16 protein-coding genes are annotated in these 15742 nt (G+C 52.8%); 4 read left to right on the top strand and 12 right to left on the bottom strand.

Features of this window, described 5'->3' with window-relative positions; translation table 11 throughout:
- Positions 1–86 precede the first annotated feature (86 nt).
- The 3 genes from C1N58_RS17565 (at position 87) to C1N58_RS17555 (ending at position 2968) form a co-directional block, all read left to right on the top strand.
- On the top strand, positions 87–302 hold the full coding sequence (locus tag C1N58_RS17565) for a YdgH/BhsA/McbA-like domain containing protein (RefSeq protein ID WP_033737256.1): 216 nt from the start codon (positions 87–89) through the stop codon (positions 300–302).
- Positions 303–600: 298 nt separating this feature from the next.
- On the top strand, positions 601–1923 hold the full coding sequence (locus C1N58_RS17560; RefSeq protein WP_033737258.1) for a methyl-accepting chemotaxis protein: 1323 nt from the start codon (positions 601–603) through the stop codon (positions 1921–1923).
- A gap of 145 nt (positions 1924–2068) precedes the next feature.
- Positions 2069–2968 (top strand): LysR family transcriptional regulator, encoded by a 900-nt coding sequence (locus tag C1N58_RS17555; protein WP_033737398.1) that lies wholly within the window; start codon positions 2069–2071, stop codon positions 2966–2968.
- Here C1N58_RS17555 and C1N58_RS17550 read toward each other — a convergent pair.
- From C1N58_RS17550 to C1N58_RS17515, 8 genes are all read right to left on the bottom strand, one after another.
- The gene (locus C1N58_RS17550; RefSeq protein ID WP_394564376.1) at positions 2943–3743 is read right to left on the bottom strand and encodes a substrate-binding domain-containing protein; all 801 of its coding nucleotides are present in this window, start codon (positions 3741–3743) and stop codon (positions 2943–2945) included. The genes C1N58_RS17555 and C1N58_RS17550 overlap by 26 nt on opposite strands.
- A gap of 15 nt (positions 3744–3758) precedes the next feature.
- Positions 3759–5060 (bottom strand): MFS transporter, encoded by a 1302-nt coding sequence (locus C1N58_RS17545; protein WP_033737399.1) that lies wholly within the window; start codon positions 5058–5060, stop codon positions 3759–3761.
- A gap of 337 nt (positions 5061–5397) precedes the next feature.
- The gene (locus tag C1N58_RS17540) at positions 5398–5814 is read right to left on the bottom strand and encodes a VOC family protein (RefSeq protein WP_394564375.1); all 417 of its coding nucleotides are present in this window, start codon (positions 5812–5814) and stop codon (positions 5398–5400) included.
- A gap of 190 nt (positions 5815–6004) precedes the next feature.
- Positions 6005–7384: a carbohydrate porin gene (locus C1N58_RS17535; RefSeq protein WP_394550145.1), complete on the bottom strand. Its 1380-nt coding sequence runs from the start codon at positions 7382–7384 to the stop codon at positions 6005–6007.
- Positions 7385–7574: 190 nt separating this feature from the next.
- Positions 7575–7877 carry a PTS lactose/cellobiose transporter subunit IIA gene (locus C1N58_RS17530; protein WP_394564374.1) on the bottom strand — a complete coding sequence of 101 codons (303 nt, stop codon included), beginning with the start codon at positions 7875–7877 and terminating at the stop codon, positions 7575–7577.
- Positions 7878–7888: 11 nt separating this feature from the next.
- Positions 7889–9271, bottom strand: coding sequence for a glycoside hydrolase family 1 protein (locus C1N58_RS17525; RefSeq protein WP_205950907.1), 1383 nt, complete (start codon positions 9269–9271; stop codon positions 7889–7891).
- Between the two features lie 12 nt (positions 9272–9283).
- Positions 9284–10621: a PTS sugar transporter subunit IIC gene (locus tag C1N58_RS17520; RefSeq protein WP_394564373.1), complete on the bottom strand. Its 1338-nt coding sequence runs from the start codon at positions 10619–10621 to the stop codon at positions 9284–9286.
- Between the two features lie 12 nt (positions 10622–10633).
- A complete protein-coding gene (locus C1N58_RS17515) occupies positions 10634–10948 on the bottom strand; it encodes a PTS sugar transporter subunit IIB (protein WP_033737272.1) in 315 nt (104 codons plus the stop codon).
- A 289-nt stretch (positions 10949–11237) separates the two neighbouring features.
- Between C1N58_RS17515 and C1N58_RS17510 the strand changes: the two genes are divergently transcribed.
- Positions 11238–12194 carry a LacI family DNA-binding transcriptional regulator gene (locus C1N58_RS17510; RefSeq protein WP_054688619.1) on the top strand — a complete coding sequence of 319 codons (957 nt, stop codon included), beginning with the start codon at positions 11238–11240 and terminating at the stop codon, positions 12192–12194.
- A gap of 26 nt (positions 12195–12220) precedes the next feature.
- Here the strand turns inward: C1N58_RS17510 and C1N58_RS17505 are convergent, their stop codons facing one another.
- From C1N58_RS17505 to C1N58_RS17490, 4 genes are all read right to left on the bottom strand, one after another.
- Positions 12221–13354, bottom strand: coding sequence for an ROK family transcriptional regulator (locus tag C1N58_RS17505; protein WP_058708572.1), 1134 nt, complete (start codon positions 13352–13354; stop codon positions 12221–12223).
- A 215-nt stretch (positions 13355–13569) separates the two neighbouring features.
- Positions 13570–14310: a DNA replication protein DnaC gene (gene dnaC / locus C1N58_RS17500; RefSeq protein ID WP_006121359.1), complete on the bottom strand. Its 741-nt coding sequence runs from the start codon at positions 14308–14310 to the stop codon at positions 13570–13572.
- The gene (dnaT, locus tag C1N58_RS17495) at positions 14310–14846 is read right to left on the bottom strand and encodes a primosomal protein DnaT (RefSeq protein WP_006121358.1); all 537 of its coding nucleotides are present in this window, start codon (positions 14844–14846) and stop codon (positions 14310–14312) included. Before dnaT ends, dnaC begins: the two co-directional genes overlap by 1 nt.
- A gap of 165 nt (positions 14847–15011) precedes the next feature.
- On the bottom strand, positions 15012–15617 hold the full coding sequence (locus tag C1N58_RS17490) for a hypothetical protein (protein ID WP_277283602.1): 606 nt from the start codon (positions 15615–15617) through the stop codon (positions 15012–15014).
- Between the last annotated feature and the right edge of the window lie 125 nt (positions 15618–15742).

Here is a 15742-nt window from a genome sequence, read left to right as displayed (position 1 = left end):
TGTTAACTTTGCATTAATAACTATGGTTATCATTACTCCCATCGAAAGCACACTGCTTTCCCGCTTACACGATAAGGAACCGGATTATGAAAACCATGAAAACACTTTCCCTTGCTGCCGTTGCTGCGCTTTCACTGATGTCAGCCTCTGCTTTTGCGCAAACTGTCACCGCAACTGGTTCAACCCTTGATGGTACCGAAGCGAAAATTGCAGCCCAGGCTGAACAGCAGGGTGCGCAGTACAGAATCATCGAAGCCAACACGAACGACCGTGTCCACATGACCGCCGAGCTGTATAAATAACCGCGTCGTGTTGAAAGAAGCGCAAAGAGCTGCCTGATGGCAGCTTTTTTTTGGTCGCTGCAGAGCGTTAAAAGGACGGTTTATGTCGACAGTGACGTAAACCTGGTGTGCAAATAATTTTCACTTAATGTCAGTCATTACGTTTTAACGCGGCCAAAAATAAAGGGCGCTGTATTCATCCTTTAATTAACGTTATTAGCCCGGTCACAATCTGTTGCCTGTTTATTCTCCATTGTCTCAAGCCTGCTCTTTCTTCTGCCGATAAACTCTCCAGACCACTCAACATGGCAGTATAAAAATGACAATTCTAAAAAAATTATTTTCCCTTTTCTCAAAACACCAGCATAAACACGCCGCCGATTCGCTCAAAGCACTGAATGATGCCATTCCGATCATCGAGTTTACGCCAGAAGGCACGATCCTTCGGGCAAATGATCTTTTTCTCAACAAGATGGGCTATGAGATAAAAGAAATCGTGGGTCGTCATCACAGCATGTTTTGCTCGCCCTCGCTGGTCAACTCAGCCGAGTATCGCCAGTTCTGGCTACGGCTGGCCAGCGGCAAGAGCTTCAGCGGTAAATACCTGCGTTTAGGCAAAGATAATCATCCCGTCTGGCTGGAAGCCAGCTATGTGCCAGTAAAAGATCGGCAGGGTCGGGTCATTAAGGTCATCAAGCTGGCGGCTGATATTTCCGAGCGTATCAGCGAAGCGCAGCAGCAGGATGCCATGGTACAGGCGATCAGCCGCTCAATGGCCGTCATTGCATTTAATAAGGCCGGGGAAGTACTGGAGGTGAATGAAAACTTCCTGAAAGCGACCGGCTACAAAGCTGATGAGATCCTCGGGCGGCATCACCGTATGTTTTGCTCTGAGGAACTGCGTAACAGCCAGGAATATCAGCAGTTCTGGCAACGCCTGAACCAGGGCGAATTTTTTTCCGGCCAGTATCCGCGCCTTAACCGCCAGGGTAAAACCATCTGGCTGCGTGCAACCTATAACCCGGTTTTTGATACCGAAGGCCGGTTATATAAGATCGTGAAATTCGCGACGGATGTGACGGAGCAGGTGTTGCAAAACCAGCAGGAAAACGAAGCCGCTCAGCACGCATGGAAGATGGCGCAACAGACACGTGAAAGCTCGGTAACGGGTGCCGATGTCATCGAAGACAGCGTCAGAACGATGGCGGAAATCGCCAATGAGATGAACAGCGTTTCGGCGGATGTCTTTGGCCTGAACGGCCAGTCTGACCGGATTGCCGATATGGTGCATTCCATTCGCAATATCGCCGAGCAGACGCGCTTTATTGCGCTGAATGCAGCCATTGAGGCTGCCCGCGCTGGCACGTCGGGGCGCAGTTTTGCCATCGTAGCCGCCGAGGTACGCACGCTGGCGGCACGTATTAACGAAGCGACAGAAGAAATAGGACGCGTGGTGTCCAGTAATAATCAGCTGGCGAAAAAGGTGCTGGAAGACATCGAAAATAACCTGAAAAACACGGCGCGTGGAGTCAATCTTATGCGTCAGGCGGGTGAGGTAATCGCCAGTATTCAGAGCAATTCTGAGCGCGTCGAGGAAGCGGTCAGAAACGTTTCCCGTTCATCCACGCCACATCCTGTCTGAGTATTTTTTCCGGTCGCCTGCCTTTACGGGTGACCGGTTTCCCCGCTTAACACCCGCCGTTTCGCGCATATTTCACTTTGTTTGCTGTTAAGCGATAAGGCACTATGGTTCCAGCCTTTTCAACATCACGGGAATGTCTGTCGCCATGCCGGTTAATTTCGATCTTAACGATCTGTACGCGTTTCGCGCCCTGGTCGAATATGGCAATTTCCGCATTGCAGCGGAGTCCATTTGCCTGTCCCAGTCGGCCCTGAGCCGCAGGATTGAAAAGCTGGAAACGGCACTGGGGATTAAGCTGTTCGACAGAACCACGCGCCGGGTTACGCTTACGCTTTATGGTCAGACATTTGCCGCACGTTCGGAGCAGCTGCTCGCTAATTTTGAAGAGGTTATGGCCGATATCAGTAAAGTCAGCCAGGATCGGACCGGACTGGTGACGGTGGCGACGGTGCCCTCTGCGGCCTACTATTTTATGCCGGATGTCATTCGCCGCTTTCAGGCCCGCTATCCTCGCGTACGCGTCAAAATCATTGATAGCAGCGCAGGCAACGTGATCGAGGCGGTAACCAGTGGTCAGGCAGATTTTGGCATTTGCTTCTCCGGCAATCCACCACCTGGCACCGAATTTTTACCCCTGGTTGAGGATGTGTATGTTGTCGCCTGCCGACACGACCATCCGCTTGCCAGCCGTAAAGGGCTGACATGGCAGGAATTTTATCAGCAGGATTATGTGGGGCTGGATAAGACGTCGGGTAATCGCAACCTGCTGGATTCTGCCCTGGGTCATGTTGTTCCGGCGCGTCCCAGTATCTGTGAGACCCGACATGTGACCACGATGCTCGGTATGGTTGAAGCGGGAATCGGCATTGCTGCCGTGCCCGCCATGTCAATGCCGTCATCCGGTCATTCGGTGCTGGTGCAGTTACCCCTCACCGATCCGGTGGTGAAACGTACTGTAGGGCTGCTCAGACGCAGCGGACGTATTCAGTCGTATATTGCAGCAGAACTGGAAAAGCTCATTACTGAACAGTATCACGCTGCGTAACAGGCTGCTGCGTTTTCACCGAGTGCATACCGGTTGCGTGAACGACCGCCTGCGCCTGGGCTGAGGCCAGGAAATCAAGTAGCGCTTTACCTGCTTCCGGATGCGTGGCTTTCGCCGGGACAGCGCCCGCAAAGCGGGTAATGTACTGGACATCGTCAGGCAACTCGCCAACAAAAGTCACGCCCTTGACGGGCAGCAGTTCGCTGACCTGCTGTAGTCCCAGTGCATAGTGGCCTTTTGCCACTTCCGAGGCGACAGGAATACGTTCGACCTGATGTGCTTTGACTTTGTCTTCAATGCCTAACTTCTTAAACAACTCGCTGCTGACATACTGACCGCTGGCGCTATCGGAATACGCAATAGACTTCGCGCTCAGTAAGGTTTGACGTAATTCGTCATCCGTCTTAATTGCGGGCTTAGCGTCGCCTTGCTTCACGACAATACCAATCGGCGAGTCAGCCAGCTCCACGCGTGAGCCGGGTTTTATCCACTTGTCTTTTTCCAGCTGAGTCAGCGCATTGCCCACCATAATGACCGCATCGGCCTTTTCACCACGTGCCAGGCGGTTAGGGATTGCCTGCGGGGTTTTACCCATTGAAGGGCCGGATACCAGGATAATTTTGTCACCGCTTTGGGCTTCAAACTGAGGCGTGAGTTTCTCCAGGGCGGCTTTAAAGCCACCAGAGATCATCACGGTCACGTCCTTTGCCAGTACCGTCGTGCTGACGGTTGAAAGCACGAGGGTGGCAAGGAGTGATCGGTATAGTCGTTTCATAATGGAGTCCCTGACTTAATGTTTAACGGCGGGTTGTAAATTGACAGCGCTGCGGCGGTAAAGATACAGCGTCGCCAGTAGGGCACAGACGGCAGCAAAGCTCATCCAGTAACCGGGTGACGCTTTATCGCCGGTATACTCTATCAATGCGGTTGAAATCACCGGGGTAAATCCGCCAAAGACAGCCGTTGCGAGGCTGTAAGCGAGTGAAAAGCCCGCCACCCGAACTTCGGTTGGCATAATCTCGGTCAGGGCAGGAATCATCGCACCGTTATACAGGCCGTAGATAAATGACAGCCACAGCAGTACGGTCAGCATCATCGTAAAACTCGGTGCTTCGGCCAGCAGCGTCAGGGCCGGATAAGCCGTTGCCAGGGCCAGCAACGTCATGGCAATCAGAACCGGCTTACGTCCAAAGCGGTCCGACAGGGCACCCCCGACCGGCAGCCAGAGGAAATTGGAAATGGCCACCAGCAGCGTAACCAGCAGGCTGTCAGACGCACTGAGCATCAGCACCTTCTTGCCGAAGGTGGGGGCATAAACGGTAATCAGATAGAACGCTGTTGTGGTCATCGCCACCATCAACATGCCCGCAACCACCACCTGCCAGTTAGCTAACAGGGTTTTAAAGACCTCGCGCATCGCCAGATGCTTACGGCGAGCATTAAATTCCTGCGTTTCTTCCAGCTTACGACGCAGAAAGAAAATGAAAGGCACAATCAGGCAGCCAAACAGGAACGGAATACGCCAGCCCCATTCACGAATCGCGCTCTCTTCCAGGGCGGCATTCAGGGCAAAGCCCATGGCAGCGGCAACCATAATGGCGACCTGCTGGCTGCCCGACTGCCAACTGGTATAGAAGCCTTTACGGCCTGGCGTAGCGATTTCGGCCAGGTAAACCGACACGCCGCCCAGTTCGGCACCGGCAGAGAAGCCCTGCAACAGGCGACCGATAAGCACCAGCATCGGGGCCCAAAGGCCAATGCTCTGATAAGACGGGATTAATACGATCAGAAAGGTGCCCGTAGCCATAATGGACAGGGTTACGATCAATCCTTTGCGTCTGCCGACTTTATCAATATAAGCGCCCAGCACCACGGCGCCGATCGGGCGCATCAGGAAACCTGCGCCGAAGACGGCAAAGGTCATCATCAGTGAGGCGAACTCACTGCTCGCCGGAAAGAAAGTATGCGCGATATAGGTGGCATAAAAACCAAACAGAAAGAAGTCAAACTGTTCCAGAAAGTTGCCCGAGGTAACGCGCAAGATGGCGCCGATTCTGGCGCGAGTGGTCATAGGTGAAGTCGAGGAATGCATCGGTATCTCCAGTTTATCATTGACGCTTTTTGCTGCGCCTGTTGCTGAAGACTGGATCAGGAAAATAAAGTAAATAAGCGCAATAAACTCATCGACTGATGCGCTATGCGCATTAATGGCCGTTAACAATTACATTGGGCTATGTGCAACAAGGCTTTAACAAGTTTGCCGGTCGAGGGCGCGCTTATCCCGGTCGAAAAACCGAATGCGCGTTTTGTGACAGGGTTCATATGGGTATTTAAAGGAAAAGGGGTAGCGTAAAGCCTTTGTCAGGTTCTATCAGGCGACGCGCGCGTTCGCCCCGTCGCGAGTGAAATCATTCCAGACAGGAGGCGGGTTAGCGGCCGGGCTGAAAAAGCTCGACGAGCATCTTCTCGTTATCATGAATGAAAGCGAAACGATCGCCATCGCCGTTGGGTTCGGCACGGGGCGGGGAAACGAGCTCGACACCTTTTGCCTGCAGTTCCGCAACCGCCTCATCGAGATCGTCGACCTGAAGCGCGAAATGGTTGATACCGCCGATTTTCAGATTGGTTTCTGCGCGTTGCCGCTGTGGATCCATCGGGGTAGCCTGCGCATGTTGAAACAGCTCCAGTTTCACATTGCCCCGCGCAATAAAAACAACCTGTACGCCCGGCCAGCCATAATCATACAGACGCGTAAATCCCAGCATTTGGCTATACCAGGCTTCACTGGCTTCAATATCCTGAACCACAATACCGATGTGATGAAATGTATTACCGATTGCCGACATGGTGCTTTTCCTTATCAGGTCGCTGAGGTGAATGTCGCGTTGACACGGCAAGGCGGTGTAGCGCGCCCTTCGTACAGCTTACCACCCAATCGGGCATACGGCAGAAATGCCCGAGGGGCGAGGGTTGCTTATCGTTGCAGGTAAATCCGAACACCGCCTCACACTGGCCGTAGACGACCCGTGTTTCGTCTTAAAACCAGGCTTCCCACATCGCACCCAGATTGAAGTCGTCCAGAATATCGTTTTCCCGGCCATTCACGCGTGCGGTGCGCGCATCATCGACCTTGCCGCCCGTCACATAGAAGCGCAGCATGGGACGGAACTCCGGGCCCATCGCGATAGCGATATTTTGCGACAGCGTCAGCTTCCAGCCGTTGTTGCTACCGCCTGCATCATAGTTGACCCGTTGATAACCGGCTTCGAGCCAGGTGGAGTGCACGTCATTCCAGAAATACATCGGGCGCACAATGGCAGCGTAGTTTTTCCGGTTGTCGCTTTTCAGTCGACTGTTGTCATAATCGTGATAGGCCAGCAGATACTCCACCTGCGCCTGCTGAGTAAACAGGTGCTTACCTTCAAAGCTGGTGTAAAGCGTGCTGAGGCCATGGGTTTTGCTGTAAACGCTGTTATCCGCATTGTCTGAGTAGCGTGCAATCACTTTATTGACGCCATGATCGGTGGTGTGGCTTACGACAAACGCACCCTGCCAGGCGTTGAGGCGATCCTCGCTTTCCACGGCCTTAGAGTCGAAACCGTAATTGGCATACATCTCCAGATCCAGCGGCCCCAGTTTCATGCCGTGGATTTTAGATGTGGCGGCATAGTTTCCTTTATCGCCGGTGCCCGATCCGCCCGTACAGGTAATGCGTGACGGATTGGATTCATCGCTAAGCACTTCAGGATTACAGGATTCCACCGCCGCGACGGCAGCAAGGTCAAATTTTATCCCGCCTACGTCAAAGTCTTTTACGCCCGCGCCCTGACCATCGTGATTCATCCAGAAATAGTCATTGATGTTCTGTTGCGGGCGCTGATGAAAGTCCCGTCCGGCCCAAAGATAGGCATTAGGATTCGAGGCCAGCACATTGGTCACGCCAGCGTAAGCTTTTTTCAGGTTCACTTCATCGCCCCAGTGATCGATCATCACGTTCACGTCCCAGATGGCACCGTTCGTGCTTTTAAACGCTTTAGAGAGCTGGAATTCGCCGCCGTTACCTTCGTTCCCCAGGCGACCAATACCGGAGGCGCCATTGTAAGAGCCATCAACATTGACATACTTTTGGTCACCACTTTGGTAATGCGCGCCATAACGGGCGTAGCCGCTAAACTTCACGCCAAAAGGAATGGCCATATCCGGTGACTGTGCAGGACTCTGCGGTTCTGTTATCACATCCGTTTTTTTCGCGACGGCGGCATCCATCTTAGCCTGACGCTCTGCTAAAGCTTTATCGACGGCTTTGGCGACGATAGCGTCGATTTGTTCCTGCGTGAATTCCTGTGCGAGGCCGGCAATCGGGCACAGCGCGGCGCTCACCGCCAGAGGAAGTGAAAATGTTTTTATCATGTTCATGGTTATCTCGTTTACACCTCATCCTTCGGGTTAACACGAATTAACCCGAAAGACGCGTGCTGTTGTTTTCAGATAATAACCCGCCCGTTTCGGCTTATTGACTGTCACCAAAACAAGTTGATTTGTAGAGTATGTTTTCTTTCCAGAGGGATGTTTTTTGTCAGGCGTTCTCCTGTATTAAGCGATCAAATTACCGTTGATAGAGATGAATTATTTCTTCTGATAATTCACGGGCCAATAGCGACGTCATTAAATGATCCTGAGCATGGACCATAATTAATGTCATCGGCTGTCGGGCCTCGCCAGCATCCTGTTCAATTAACCGGGTTTGCATCTGATGGGCCTTGCGGGAATAGTCGTCGGCCTCTTTGAGGCGCGCATGGGCCACCTCAAACTGGCCTTGCCGCGCCGCCTGCAGGGCTTCAAAGCACAAACTGCGGGCGTGTCCTGAATTGACGATAATCGTCATTACAGCGTCTTCAAGTTCAATCATTATTATCGCTCTCAGTCAAAACCGTTATTTTCGGCAACGTTAGCAAACCAGTTTCCGCTCTTTTTTATCGTACGTTGTTGTGTTTCCAGATCGAGCTGCACTAAGCCATAGCGATTTTTATAGCCATTCAGCCAGGACCAGTTGTCGATAAAGGTCCACATATGATAACCCAGACAATGACAGCCCTCGCGAATGCCTTTATGCAGCCATTTAAGATGTTCGGAAACAAATTCGATACGGTAATCATCCTGAACTTTACCGTCTTGAATAAAACGCTGTTCATTTTCGACGCCCATTCCATTTTCAGAAATAAAGCAGCGAGGGTTGCCGTAATTATCGCGCAGGTTGATCAGAATATCGTAAATACCCGGCGCATAGATTTCCCATCCGCGGTATGGGTTCATTTGTCGGCCAGGCATGTCGTAATGATCGAATAATGCCTCCGGCATAAACGGTGCGTCAGGGTTGACGGCGCTGTCCCGGCACTTCACCCGGCGCGGTTGATAATAATTGACACCCAGCAGGTCGATGATGCCGTCGGCAAGCAAGGCGCTGTCGCCAGGCAGGCAGTGTGGCAACTGGTCATGCTGTTTTAATAAGTCCAGCAGCGCAGACGGATATTCGCCCTTGAGAACCGGATCGAGAAAGCTGCGGTTAAACAGCAGGTCGGCATGCTGTGCTGCGTTGACATCTGCCGGATTCGTTGAGCGCGGATAGGACGGTGTGAGATTCAGTACCACGCCTATTTCGCCATCATAGCCGCCGTTACGCCAGGCTCGTACCGCCAGGGAATGTGCCAGTACGGTATGAAAGGCCACGGTAGCGGCGCGTTTAAAATCCACCACGTTGGGATAATGAAAATCATACAGATAGCCGCCTTCAACCGGCACAATGGGCTCATTAAAAGTAAACCAGTGCTTCACTTTGTGACCGAACAGCGCGAAACAGCGCTGCGCGTAGCGGCCAAACGCCTGTACCACTTCGCGGTTTTCCCAGCCCCCTTTCTCCTGCAGGGCCAGCGGCATATCGAAATGAAACAGCGTGATAAACGGCGTAATCCCCTGCGCCAGTAATTCATCAATGACCCGGTGATAGAAATCGACGGCCTCGGGATTGATCTCATCCGCTCCGTCCGGCATGAGCCGCGCCCAGCTCAGCGAGGTGCGAAAGCTGTTGTGCTTTAACGCTTTTAGCAGCGCGATATCCTGCCGCCAGTGTTGATAAAAGCCGGAGGTATCGGCCGGACCAATACCGTGATGGAAACGATGCGGCTGGTGTGCGAACCAGTGATCCCAGGTGGTGGCGCTTTTACCGCCCTGAAGGCTACAGCCTTCGGTTTGCAACGCCGAACTGGCGCTGCCCCACCAGAAATTGTCGGGAAAACGGTAGTGCATGTGACTGACTCCTTAAGCCTGGGGATGACCGTGCACGGTATTGCCTGCGGGCACGGTATCCTGAATTTTTTTCTCTTCTGCTTTGATCAGGCTGCGTTCGTAAGCGCGCAGAAAAGGTAAGTACATCAGTGCCGACATCACCATGCAGATCAGGCACATGACCAGTGGACTAAGCGCCCAGTTGGCCGCCCAGGAAGCACCAATCGGAGCGGGCGTCGTCCAGGGCGTCAGCGAAACGACCTGCGCAACCCAGCCCAGTTTTGTGGCGGTATAGGCCAGAACGGCATTAATCATCGGGACGCAGACGAAGGGAATAAACAGCAGGGGATTCATGATGATGGGCGCACCAAATAAGATCGGCTCATTGATATTAAAGAAGCTGGGAACCACGCCCATTTTGCCGATGGTACGCAGATGCAGCACCCGGCTGCGCAGCAGTAAAAAGGCCAGCGGCAAAGTGGAACCGACGCCGCCGATAAGCAGATAGTGATCCCAAAAGCCCTGCAGATAGACATGGGGCAGCGCCGCACCGGCTGCCAGAGCGGCCTGATTGGCGGAGAGATTAGCCATCCAGAAGGGATTCATGATGCCAGTGACGATGAGTGCGCCATGAATACCGGCGAACCAAAAAATCTGGCACAGCAGCACCGACAGCAAGATGGCTGGCAGGGAATCCGAGGCGGATACCAGCGGTTCCAGCAGATGCATAATCGCCTGAGGAATAATCATGCCCGTTTTGGCTTCAATAAACAGATTAAGCGGATGCAGGGTGCCAATGATCACCAATACCGGAATTAAAATCTCAAAAGAACGGGCGACGCCAGTGGGGACTTCTTTGGGCAGGCGAATCGTGACGTTATGCTGTTTGAGCCAGGCATAAACACGGGTGGCATAAATCGCGGTAATCAGGGCCGTAAAAATTCCCTGACCGGACAGGTACTGCGTAGAGATCTTTTCATCAGCATAGGGCGCTGCCACCAGTAAAAAGGCCATAAAAGCCAGTAAACCTGACATGATGGGATCAAGGTCGAACTGTCGGCCCAGACTGGCACCGATGCCGACTGAGATAAAGAAGGTCATGACGCCCATGCTGAGATTAAACGGCAGCATCAGTTGCTGGCGATAAGTGACCGAAAAGTCGAGCCAGGCCCGGGCAAAGCTGTTGGTGGTATCCGCTGAAAAGGGCGGGAAAATAAACACCAGCATGAACGAGCCAATAATCATAAACGGCAGGGCCGCCGTAAAACCATCACGAATAGCGATAACGTACTTTTGCTGACCCAATTTTCCGGCGAGGGGCGTAATAGCCTGTTCAATCACCGTCACCATTGACTGATATAACGAACCCATAAATGACACCTTTTAGTGTGTCGCTTCAATAAGCGACAGAGCGTAATCCAGCACGTTGTCACCGCGTTGCATACCGTAGTCCGTCATATCAATAGCCCGGACAGGAATACCGTGGGTGGCAGCTTTTTCTGAAAGCGTGTTTAACATGTACTTCACTTGCGGGCCGAGTAGCACAACCTGATACGTTGGAAACTGCGTATCAAACTCGGCAATGCCCCAGGCATCAATCTGCACAGCGAGGCCACGCTGATCCGCCACCTCTACCATTTTGCGCACCAGCATGCTGGTGGACATACCTGCCGAACAGCACAACATAATCCTGATCATGAGAACGCTCCTTTACGTGTAAAACTTGTTACGGAGATGATTTGATACGATATGGAAACCGGTTTCCATTTGTCGCAAAAGGAAGTGTGACAGGCATCATGCTCTGGCTGATAACGGGTGTTTAATTACGATTCAGATCACTAAATTAAGCGGTAAAAATCATTATTGAGTAGAAACGGAAAATCGGTTTCCATGAAAAAATGAAAACGCTATACTGCCTGTGGCGAAAAATTAAGCCGCCGTTTCGGTCAGTTTTCAGGGAGCCGTTTGGTTCTGTTAGGGGAAAATGATGTCTACTATCAACGATGTATCGCGACTGGCTGGCGTGTCAAAAGCCACCGTATCGCGCGTGTTGAGTGGGTCACGTGGGGTGAAAGAGGCCAGTCGGGCTGCGGTGTTAAAAGCGGTGGATGAACTGAATTATCGTCCAAATGTCATCGCCCAGTCACTACTGAGTCAGTCTACGGGCTGTATCGGTGTTATTTGTGCGCAGGAAAATATCAATCAGACGACGGGTTACCTTTATGCGCTGGAGAAACATTTCAGTCAGCATCAAAAACACCTGTTACTTCGTTTCGCCAACACGAAAGCGGACGTGATGACCTGCCTCAGTGAGTTGACCTGTGGGTTATGTGATGACGTCTTAATTATCGGCGCGCGCTTTCCGTTAAACCTGCGTCAGCCAAACGTGATGCTGGTGGATTGTCTGGAATCCGGCGAAGAAGTGAACAGTATCCAGCGTGATCATGCTTTTGCAGCGGAAACGGCCTGTAACTATCTTATCAGTCAAAATCGTCGTCAAATTGCTCTGATTCATCCCGAGGGCATGGGCTTTGCCGATCAGGTTCTGCTGGGCTATAAACATGCCCTGGAAAAAAATTTCCTGCCTTTTAACCGTAATCTGGTCTTTATGGACACGCCATCTTCTTCAGTGGCGTTGCAGGAACTTCTGAACAATGCCTCCACGCTCAATTTCAATGCATTGCTGGTGGCCGATGAACAGCAGGCACAAAAAGTGATTCCTCAGTTGCAGGCGTTCAATAAGCAGGTGCCAAAAGACATTATGGTCTTTAGTCTGGCCGGCACGCTGGATCTGCCCGGTATCCCGACGATTCCGGCTATCTCATATTCAATGGATGCCATGGCCGCGCGTATTGTGAAGGCACTGAATCAACAGACGCAGAGCGTGTTACATTCCTCAGTAATGCGTGGCGATCTGGTTATTCCCGATTTTCGCCAGCGCTAAGCCACCGGGCAACGCTCAGTGGCCTGTTACTCGAGACGCTGCTCCATCTGTTCGATAATGGCCAGCGCCAGCCCGGTTGCCGGGGCCAGATGCGATTGCAGAAAATGTACCTGCGTATGGGCCGCAATAAACGCCAGTTTGTTGGCCTGCGTCTGATTGAGCACGGCCTGGCAAAAGGTCGGGCTGATGCTCCAGGGACAGTCAATGATGATCGTGGCAGGATTCAGTAATAACATGATTTGGCTGAGCGCGATGCCCAGATAGTTGCCTGCCAGCTGCATCACTTCATTTACGACATTCGGTGCGCTGTCACGACTGTGCCAGGTTAATCCCGGCTGACGCTGGGCAAGCTGTTGGTTAATGGCAGGTTTGCTGATCATCGCCTCCAGACAACCCTGTCGATTACAGCTACAGCGAGGGCCATTTGGCTGGACGGTAAGATGTCCTGCTTCACCAGCGGTCCAGCTGTTGCCGGTGAAAACCACGCCATGCTGCACCAGCGCGCCGCCAATGCCTTCCGCAATGCGCAAATAAAAATGCCCGCTTTCGGCGGGCAGATTGAGCTGTTGCACAGACAGCAGCGCAGCGGCCCTGACGTTATTCATAATCCGAATCGGCAAGGCGATCTGTTTGCGCAGATCACTGGCCAGGTCAACATTCTGCCAGCCCAGGTGGGTCGATAAATGCATCCAGCCTCGCCGTGAATCGACGACACCGGGAAACCCCAGCCCAATTCCCAGCAGCCCTGGCCAGGCTTCCATCAGTTTTTCGCACAAGGCGCCGATTTCAGCCAGGATCGGGCCAGGTTTACTGGTGTCCGTCCGTATTGTCTGTTCGGCAAGCGGTTGTGAAAAGTAATCGCAGATCTGCCAGTGAATCAGGTTTTTTTCCACCATGATACCGGCACTGACCAGCTTTTCCGGGCGCAGGGTAATGTGAATTTTAGGACGGCCAGCCGAAGAAACGCTGGCTTTACCTAGTTCCTGAACCCAACCGTTTTCCAGCAGATCATCAATAATCTGCGAAACGGTATTTTTGCTGAGCGCCAGTACCTGCGCCAGATCCTGGCGCGATGTGATGCGCAGCTGACGCAGTTGAGCCATTACGCGCTTTTGATTATTCAGCCGCATCAATGCAGGCCCTTTGCCAGTTGCTCTCATGACGGCTTACCCCAGAGGTGCACAGCGGCGAGGGAACGCCCACCGCCAACGAAGTCTTATTAGTTTGATGTCTAATGAAAACTTAGCATTGGGCAGAGAGGGCTGCCAAATAGCAATGTCCTCTGAATAAGGGGATTACGTCAGAAATGGGGGCCAGGCCACACGATCATGCAACTGGGGAGTAACCCTACCGCCCGCTTCAGCGGGCAGCAACATCAGTATTCGTCACCCCGGACGCGGCTGCGATAGCTTTCCCAGTCGAAGCGCACCCACAGGCTGTTACCTAAACGCATACGATCCATCACGCGTTCACCTAACAGGGCGTTCATGCCGGTGGGATCGAGATTGGTGAGCATCCCCGTCGGACGTTTAGATGACGAGCGGCGGTCAACAATCTGGTTAATAATCACTTTTTCGTAGCGCGATTCACTCTGCATACCAATCTCATCAATGACCAGCAAATCCACGCTGCTCAGATCCTGAATCAGTCGCTCTTCGGTGATATCACTGCTGCCGCTGAACGTTCCTTTCATGCTGGACATCAGATCCGCGACAGTCACGATAAGCACGCTCTTGCCACGCAAAATCAGATCGTTACCGATGGCGGCAGCCAGATGATTTTTCCCTGTGCCCGGCCGACCTGCAAAGACAAAACTGGCAATGTTTCCTTCAAAATTAGCAGCATACTGGCGCGCCTGCTCCAGGGCTTTGCGCTGACCTTCATTCTCGACGCGGTAGTTGTCGAATGAGCAGTTAATATGCAGATCACGAATTCCAGAACGCCCCATGATACGCTGCATTTTCATCGCGCGGTTTTCTCGCACAATCGCTTCTGAACGCAACCGCCCCTGTTCCTGGTTCCAGGCCAGCAACTCTTCACCATTAGTGAATTTGGGACGGGTTCCTGCTGGCATCATTCTTTTCAGACGGTTAAACAGATCGTTGGGCGTTTTCATTACTCACCTCGGAAACCATCGGGAATATCGTAGTCAGTACTGCTGATCTGCGTAATATCGCGACGCGGCTGTCCGCCATTGGCGGCGCGGTTCATCTGTAGGCTACGCGCCAGCTTCTGTTGCCACTGTACATGATGAAAAAGGCGGCCTTCGGCCTGCCAGTAAGCCACAAAGGCGGCCAGCTCTGCCGCCGTCACCGGCTCGCTGAGCGCGACGCCCCAGATTGCTGCCTGGCGGGTAAAGTCGGCGTCAGGCTGCCAGCCGTCATACATGGCAAACTTGCCGACGGGTTTATGCAGCGTAGCAGAAACATCGTCATACAGACTGTCATCCAGCGCCACATCACTGGGTTGCTGAGCGGCGGCTTCAAGGGCTAATAACTGTGCAAGACGCGCGGGAGTGAGGGCATACATCACTGGCGTGTAATTATCCAGCACCGCCAGCATGCCGTCTTCAGCCTGCTGTAAGGCGCTCTGCGGGTCCTGACGGAAAGCCTCCAGACCGATTAGCGTTGACGTTAAGATTTTGACTGACATGAAAAGACCTGCGGTTAACTTACACCCAACACCGGATCACCTGTCGCGGTGCAGAAGGGCATATTGTACCTTTTTTAAGGCGCGGGATCGCTGAAAAAGCGTTGCCGGCGATCTCCCCGGCGAGCGCCTGTTATGCAACCGTGGGGCGGACAGAGACTTGCGCGTTCACGGCCGGGTTTGCCACAGATAGCGCAGACCGGCCAGCCAACACAGGCTGTATCCCAGCAGCTCTACCCCTTCTTCGGCCATGTTTTTTACCCCGCGGTTGTAATGATCGGGCATCAGGTGTTGCCAGAGGGTGTTCATGCCAAACAGACGTGAGAAAACCAGCACAATCATAAGTCCGGTCGCCATCACGGGCCAACGGTTATGGTGCAGCAGGTTCGCCAGCGTACGGAGCGTCTGCCTGGGAGTACGCATGGCGACGGCGAAACTCGCCAGTGCGGTCGCCAGTGCAAACCACACCCAACTGCCGTGACGAACAAGATCGAAGAAGAAATCCAGCTCGCGGATAAGCATACAGCTGTAAAAACCGGCTATTAAGGTTAATCCACCGCACTGGTCGGGACGGTGTCGTGCGGCAATATAAAATGCGCCGGCGAGACTAACTAACAACAGTTCCTGTGTGGTTTCAGTAAAAGAGGCTTCGTGCAGCGCGTTATCCATCCACACCACATCCATATAGAGGGGGACAAGCATGAAGGTGATAAACAGGGAGGCAAAAAGGAATACCGTGATTTCACGGCCGATAAGAATGACTTCGTTACGCATGGAATTACCTGAAAATGACTATCGTTATCATTGTATTCGCCTGGCGTGGGGCTGCCTTCGCTTTCAATGCTTTACGGATGTGGTGGTGACTATGGAAGCCGCCTCGCATTTTGTCATGTGGCGGG

The organism is Pantoea sp. SGAir0180, assembly GCF_043546245.1.
The sequence above is the reverse complement of the archived record's forward strand: the minus strand, read 5'-3'. Positions and strand labels throughout refer to the sequence as shown.

Coding starts and splice junctions, on each gene's coding strand:
- C1N58_RS17565 (WP_033737256.1), top strand. CDS start 87: ATGAAAACCATGAAAACACTTTCCCTTGCTGCCGTTGCTGCGCTTTCA.
- C1N58_RS17560 (WP_033737258.1), top strand. CDS start 601: ATGACAATTCTAAAAAAATTATTTTCCCTTTTCTCAAAACACCAGCAT.
- C1N58_RS17555 (WP_033737398.1), top strand. CDS start 2,069: ATGCCGGTTAATTTCGATCTTAACGATCTGTACGCGTTTCGCGCCCTG.
- C1N58_RS17550 (WP_394564376.1), bottom strand. CDS start 3,743: ATGAAACGACTATACCGATCACTCCTTGCCACCCTCGTGCTTTCAACC.
- C1N58_RS17545 (WP_033737399.1), bottom strand. CDS start 5,060: ATGCATTCCTCGACTTCACCTATGACCACTCGCGCCAGAATCGGCGCC.
- C1N58_RS17540 (WP_394564375.1), bottom strand. CDS start 5,814: ATGTCGGCAATCGGTAATACATTTCATCACATCGGTATTGTGGTTCAG.
- C1N58_RS17535 (WP_394550145.1), bottom strand. CDS start 7,384: ATGAACATGATAAAAACATTTTCACTTCCTCTGGCGGTGAGCGCCGCG.
- C1N58_RS17530 (WP_394564374.1), bottom strand. CDS start 7,877: ATGATTGAACTTGAAGACGCTGTAATGACGATTATCGTCAATTCAGGA.
- C1N58_RS17525 (WP_205950907.1), bottom strand. CDS start 9,271: ATGCACTACCGTTTTCCCGACAATTTCTGGTGGGGCAGCGCCAGTTCG.
- C1N58_RS17520 (WP_394564373.1), bottom strand. CDS start 10,621: ATGGGTTCGTTATATCAGTCAATGGTGACGGTGATTGAACAGGCTATT.
- C1N58_RS17515 (WP_033737272.1), bottom strand. CDS start 10,948: ATGATCAGGATTATGTTGTGCTGTTCGGCAGGTATGTCCACCAGCATG.
- C1N58_RS17510 (WP_054688619.1), top strand. CDS start 11,238: ATGTCTACTATCAACGATGTATCGCGACTGGCTGGCGTGTCAAAAGCC.
- C1N58_RS17505 (WP_058708572.1), bottom strand. CDS start 13,354: ATGAGAGCAACTGGCAAAGGGCCTGCATTGATGCGGCTGAATAATCAA.
- dnaC (WP_006121359.1), bottom strand. CDS start 14,310: ATGAAAACGCCCAACGATCTGTTTAACCGTCTGAAAAGAATGATGCCA.
- dnaT (WP_006121358.1), bottom strand. CDS start 14,846: ATGTCAGTCAAAATCTTAACGTCAACGCTAATCGGTCTGGAGGCTTTC.
- C1N58_RS17490 (WP_277283602.1), bottom strand. CDS start 15,617: ATGCGTAACGAAGTCATTCTTATCGGCCGTGAAATCACGGTATTCCTT.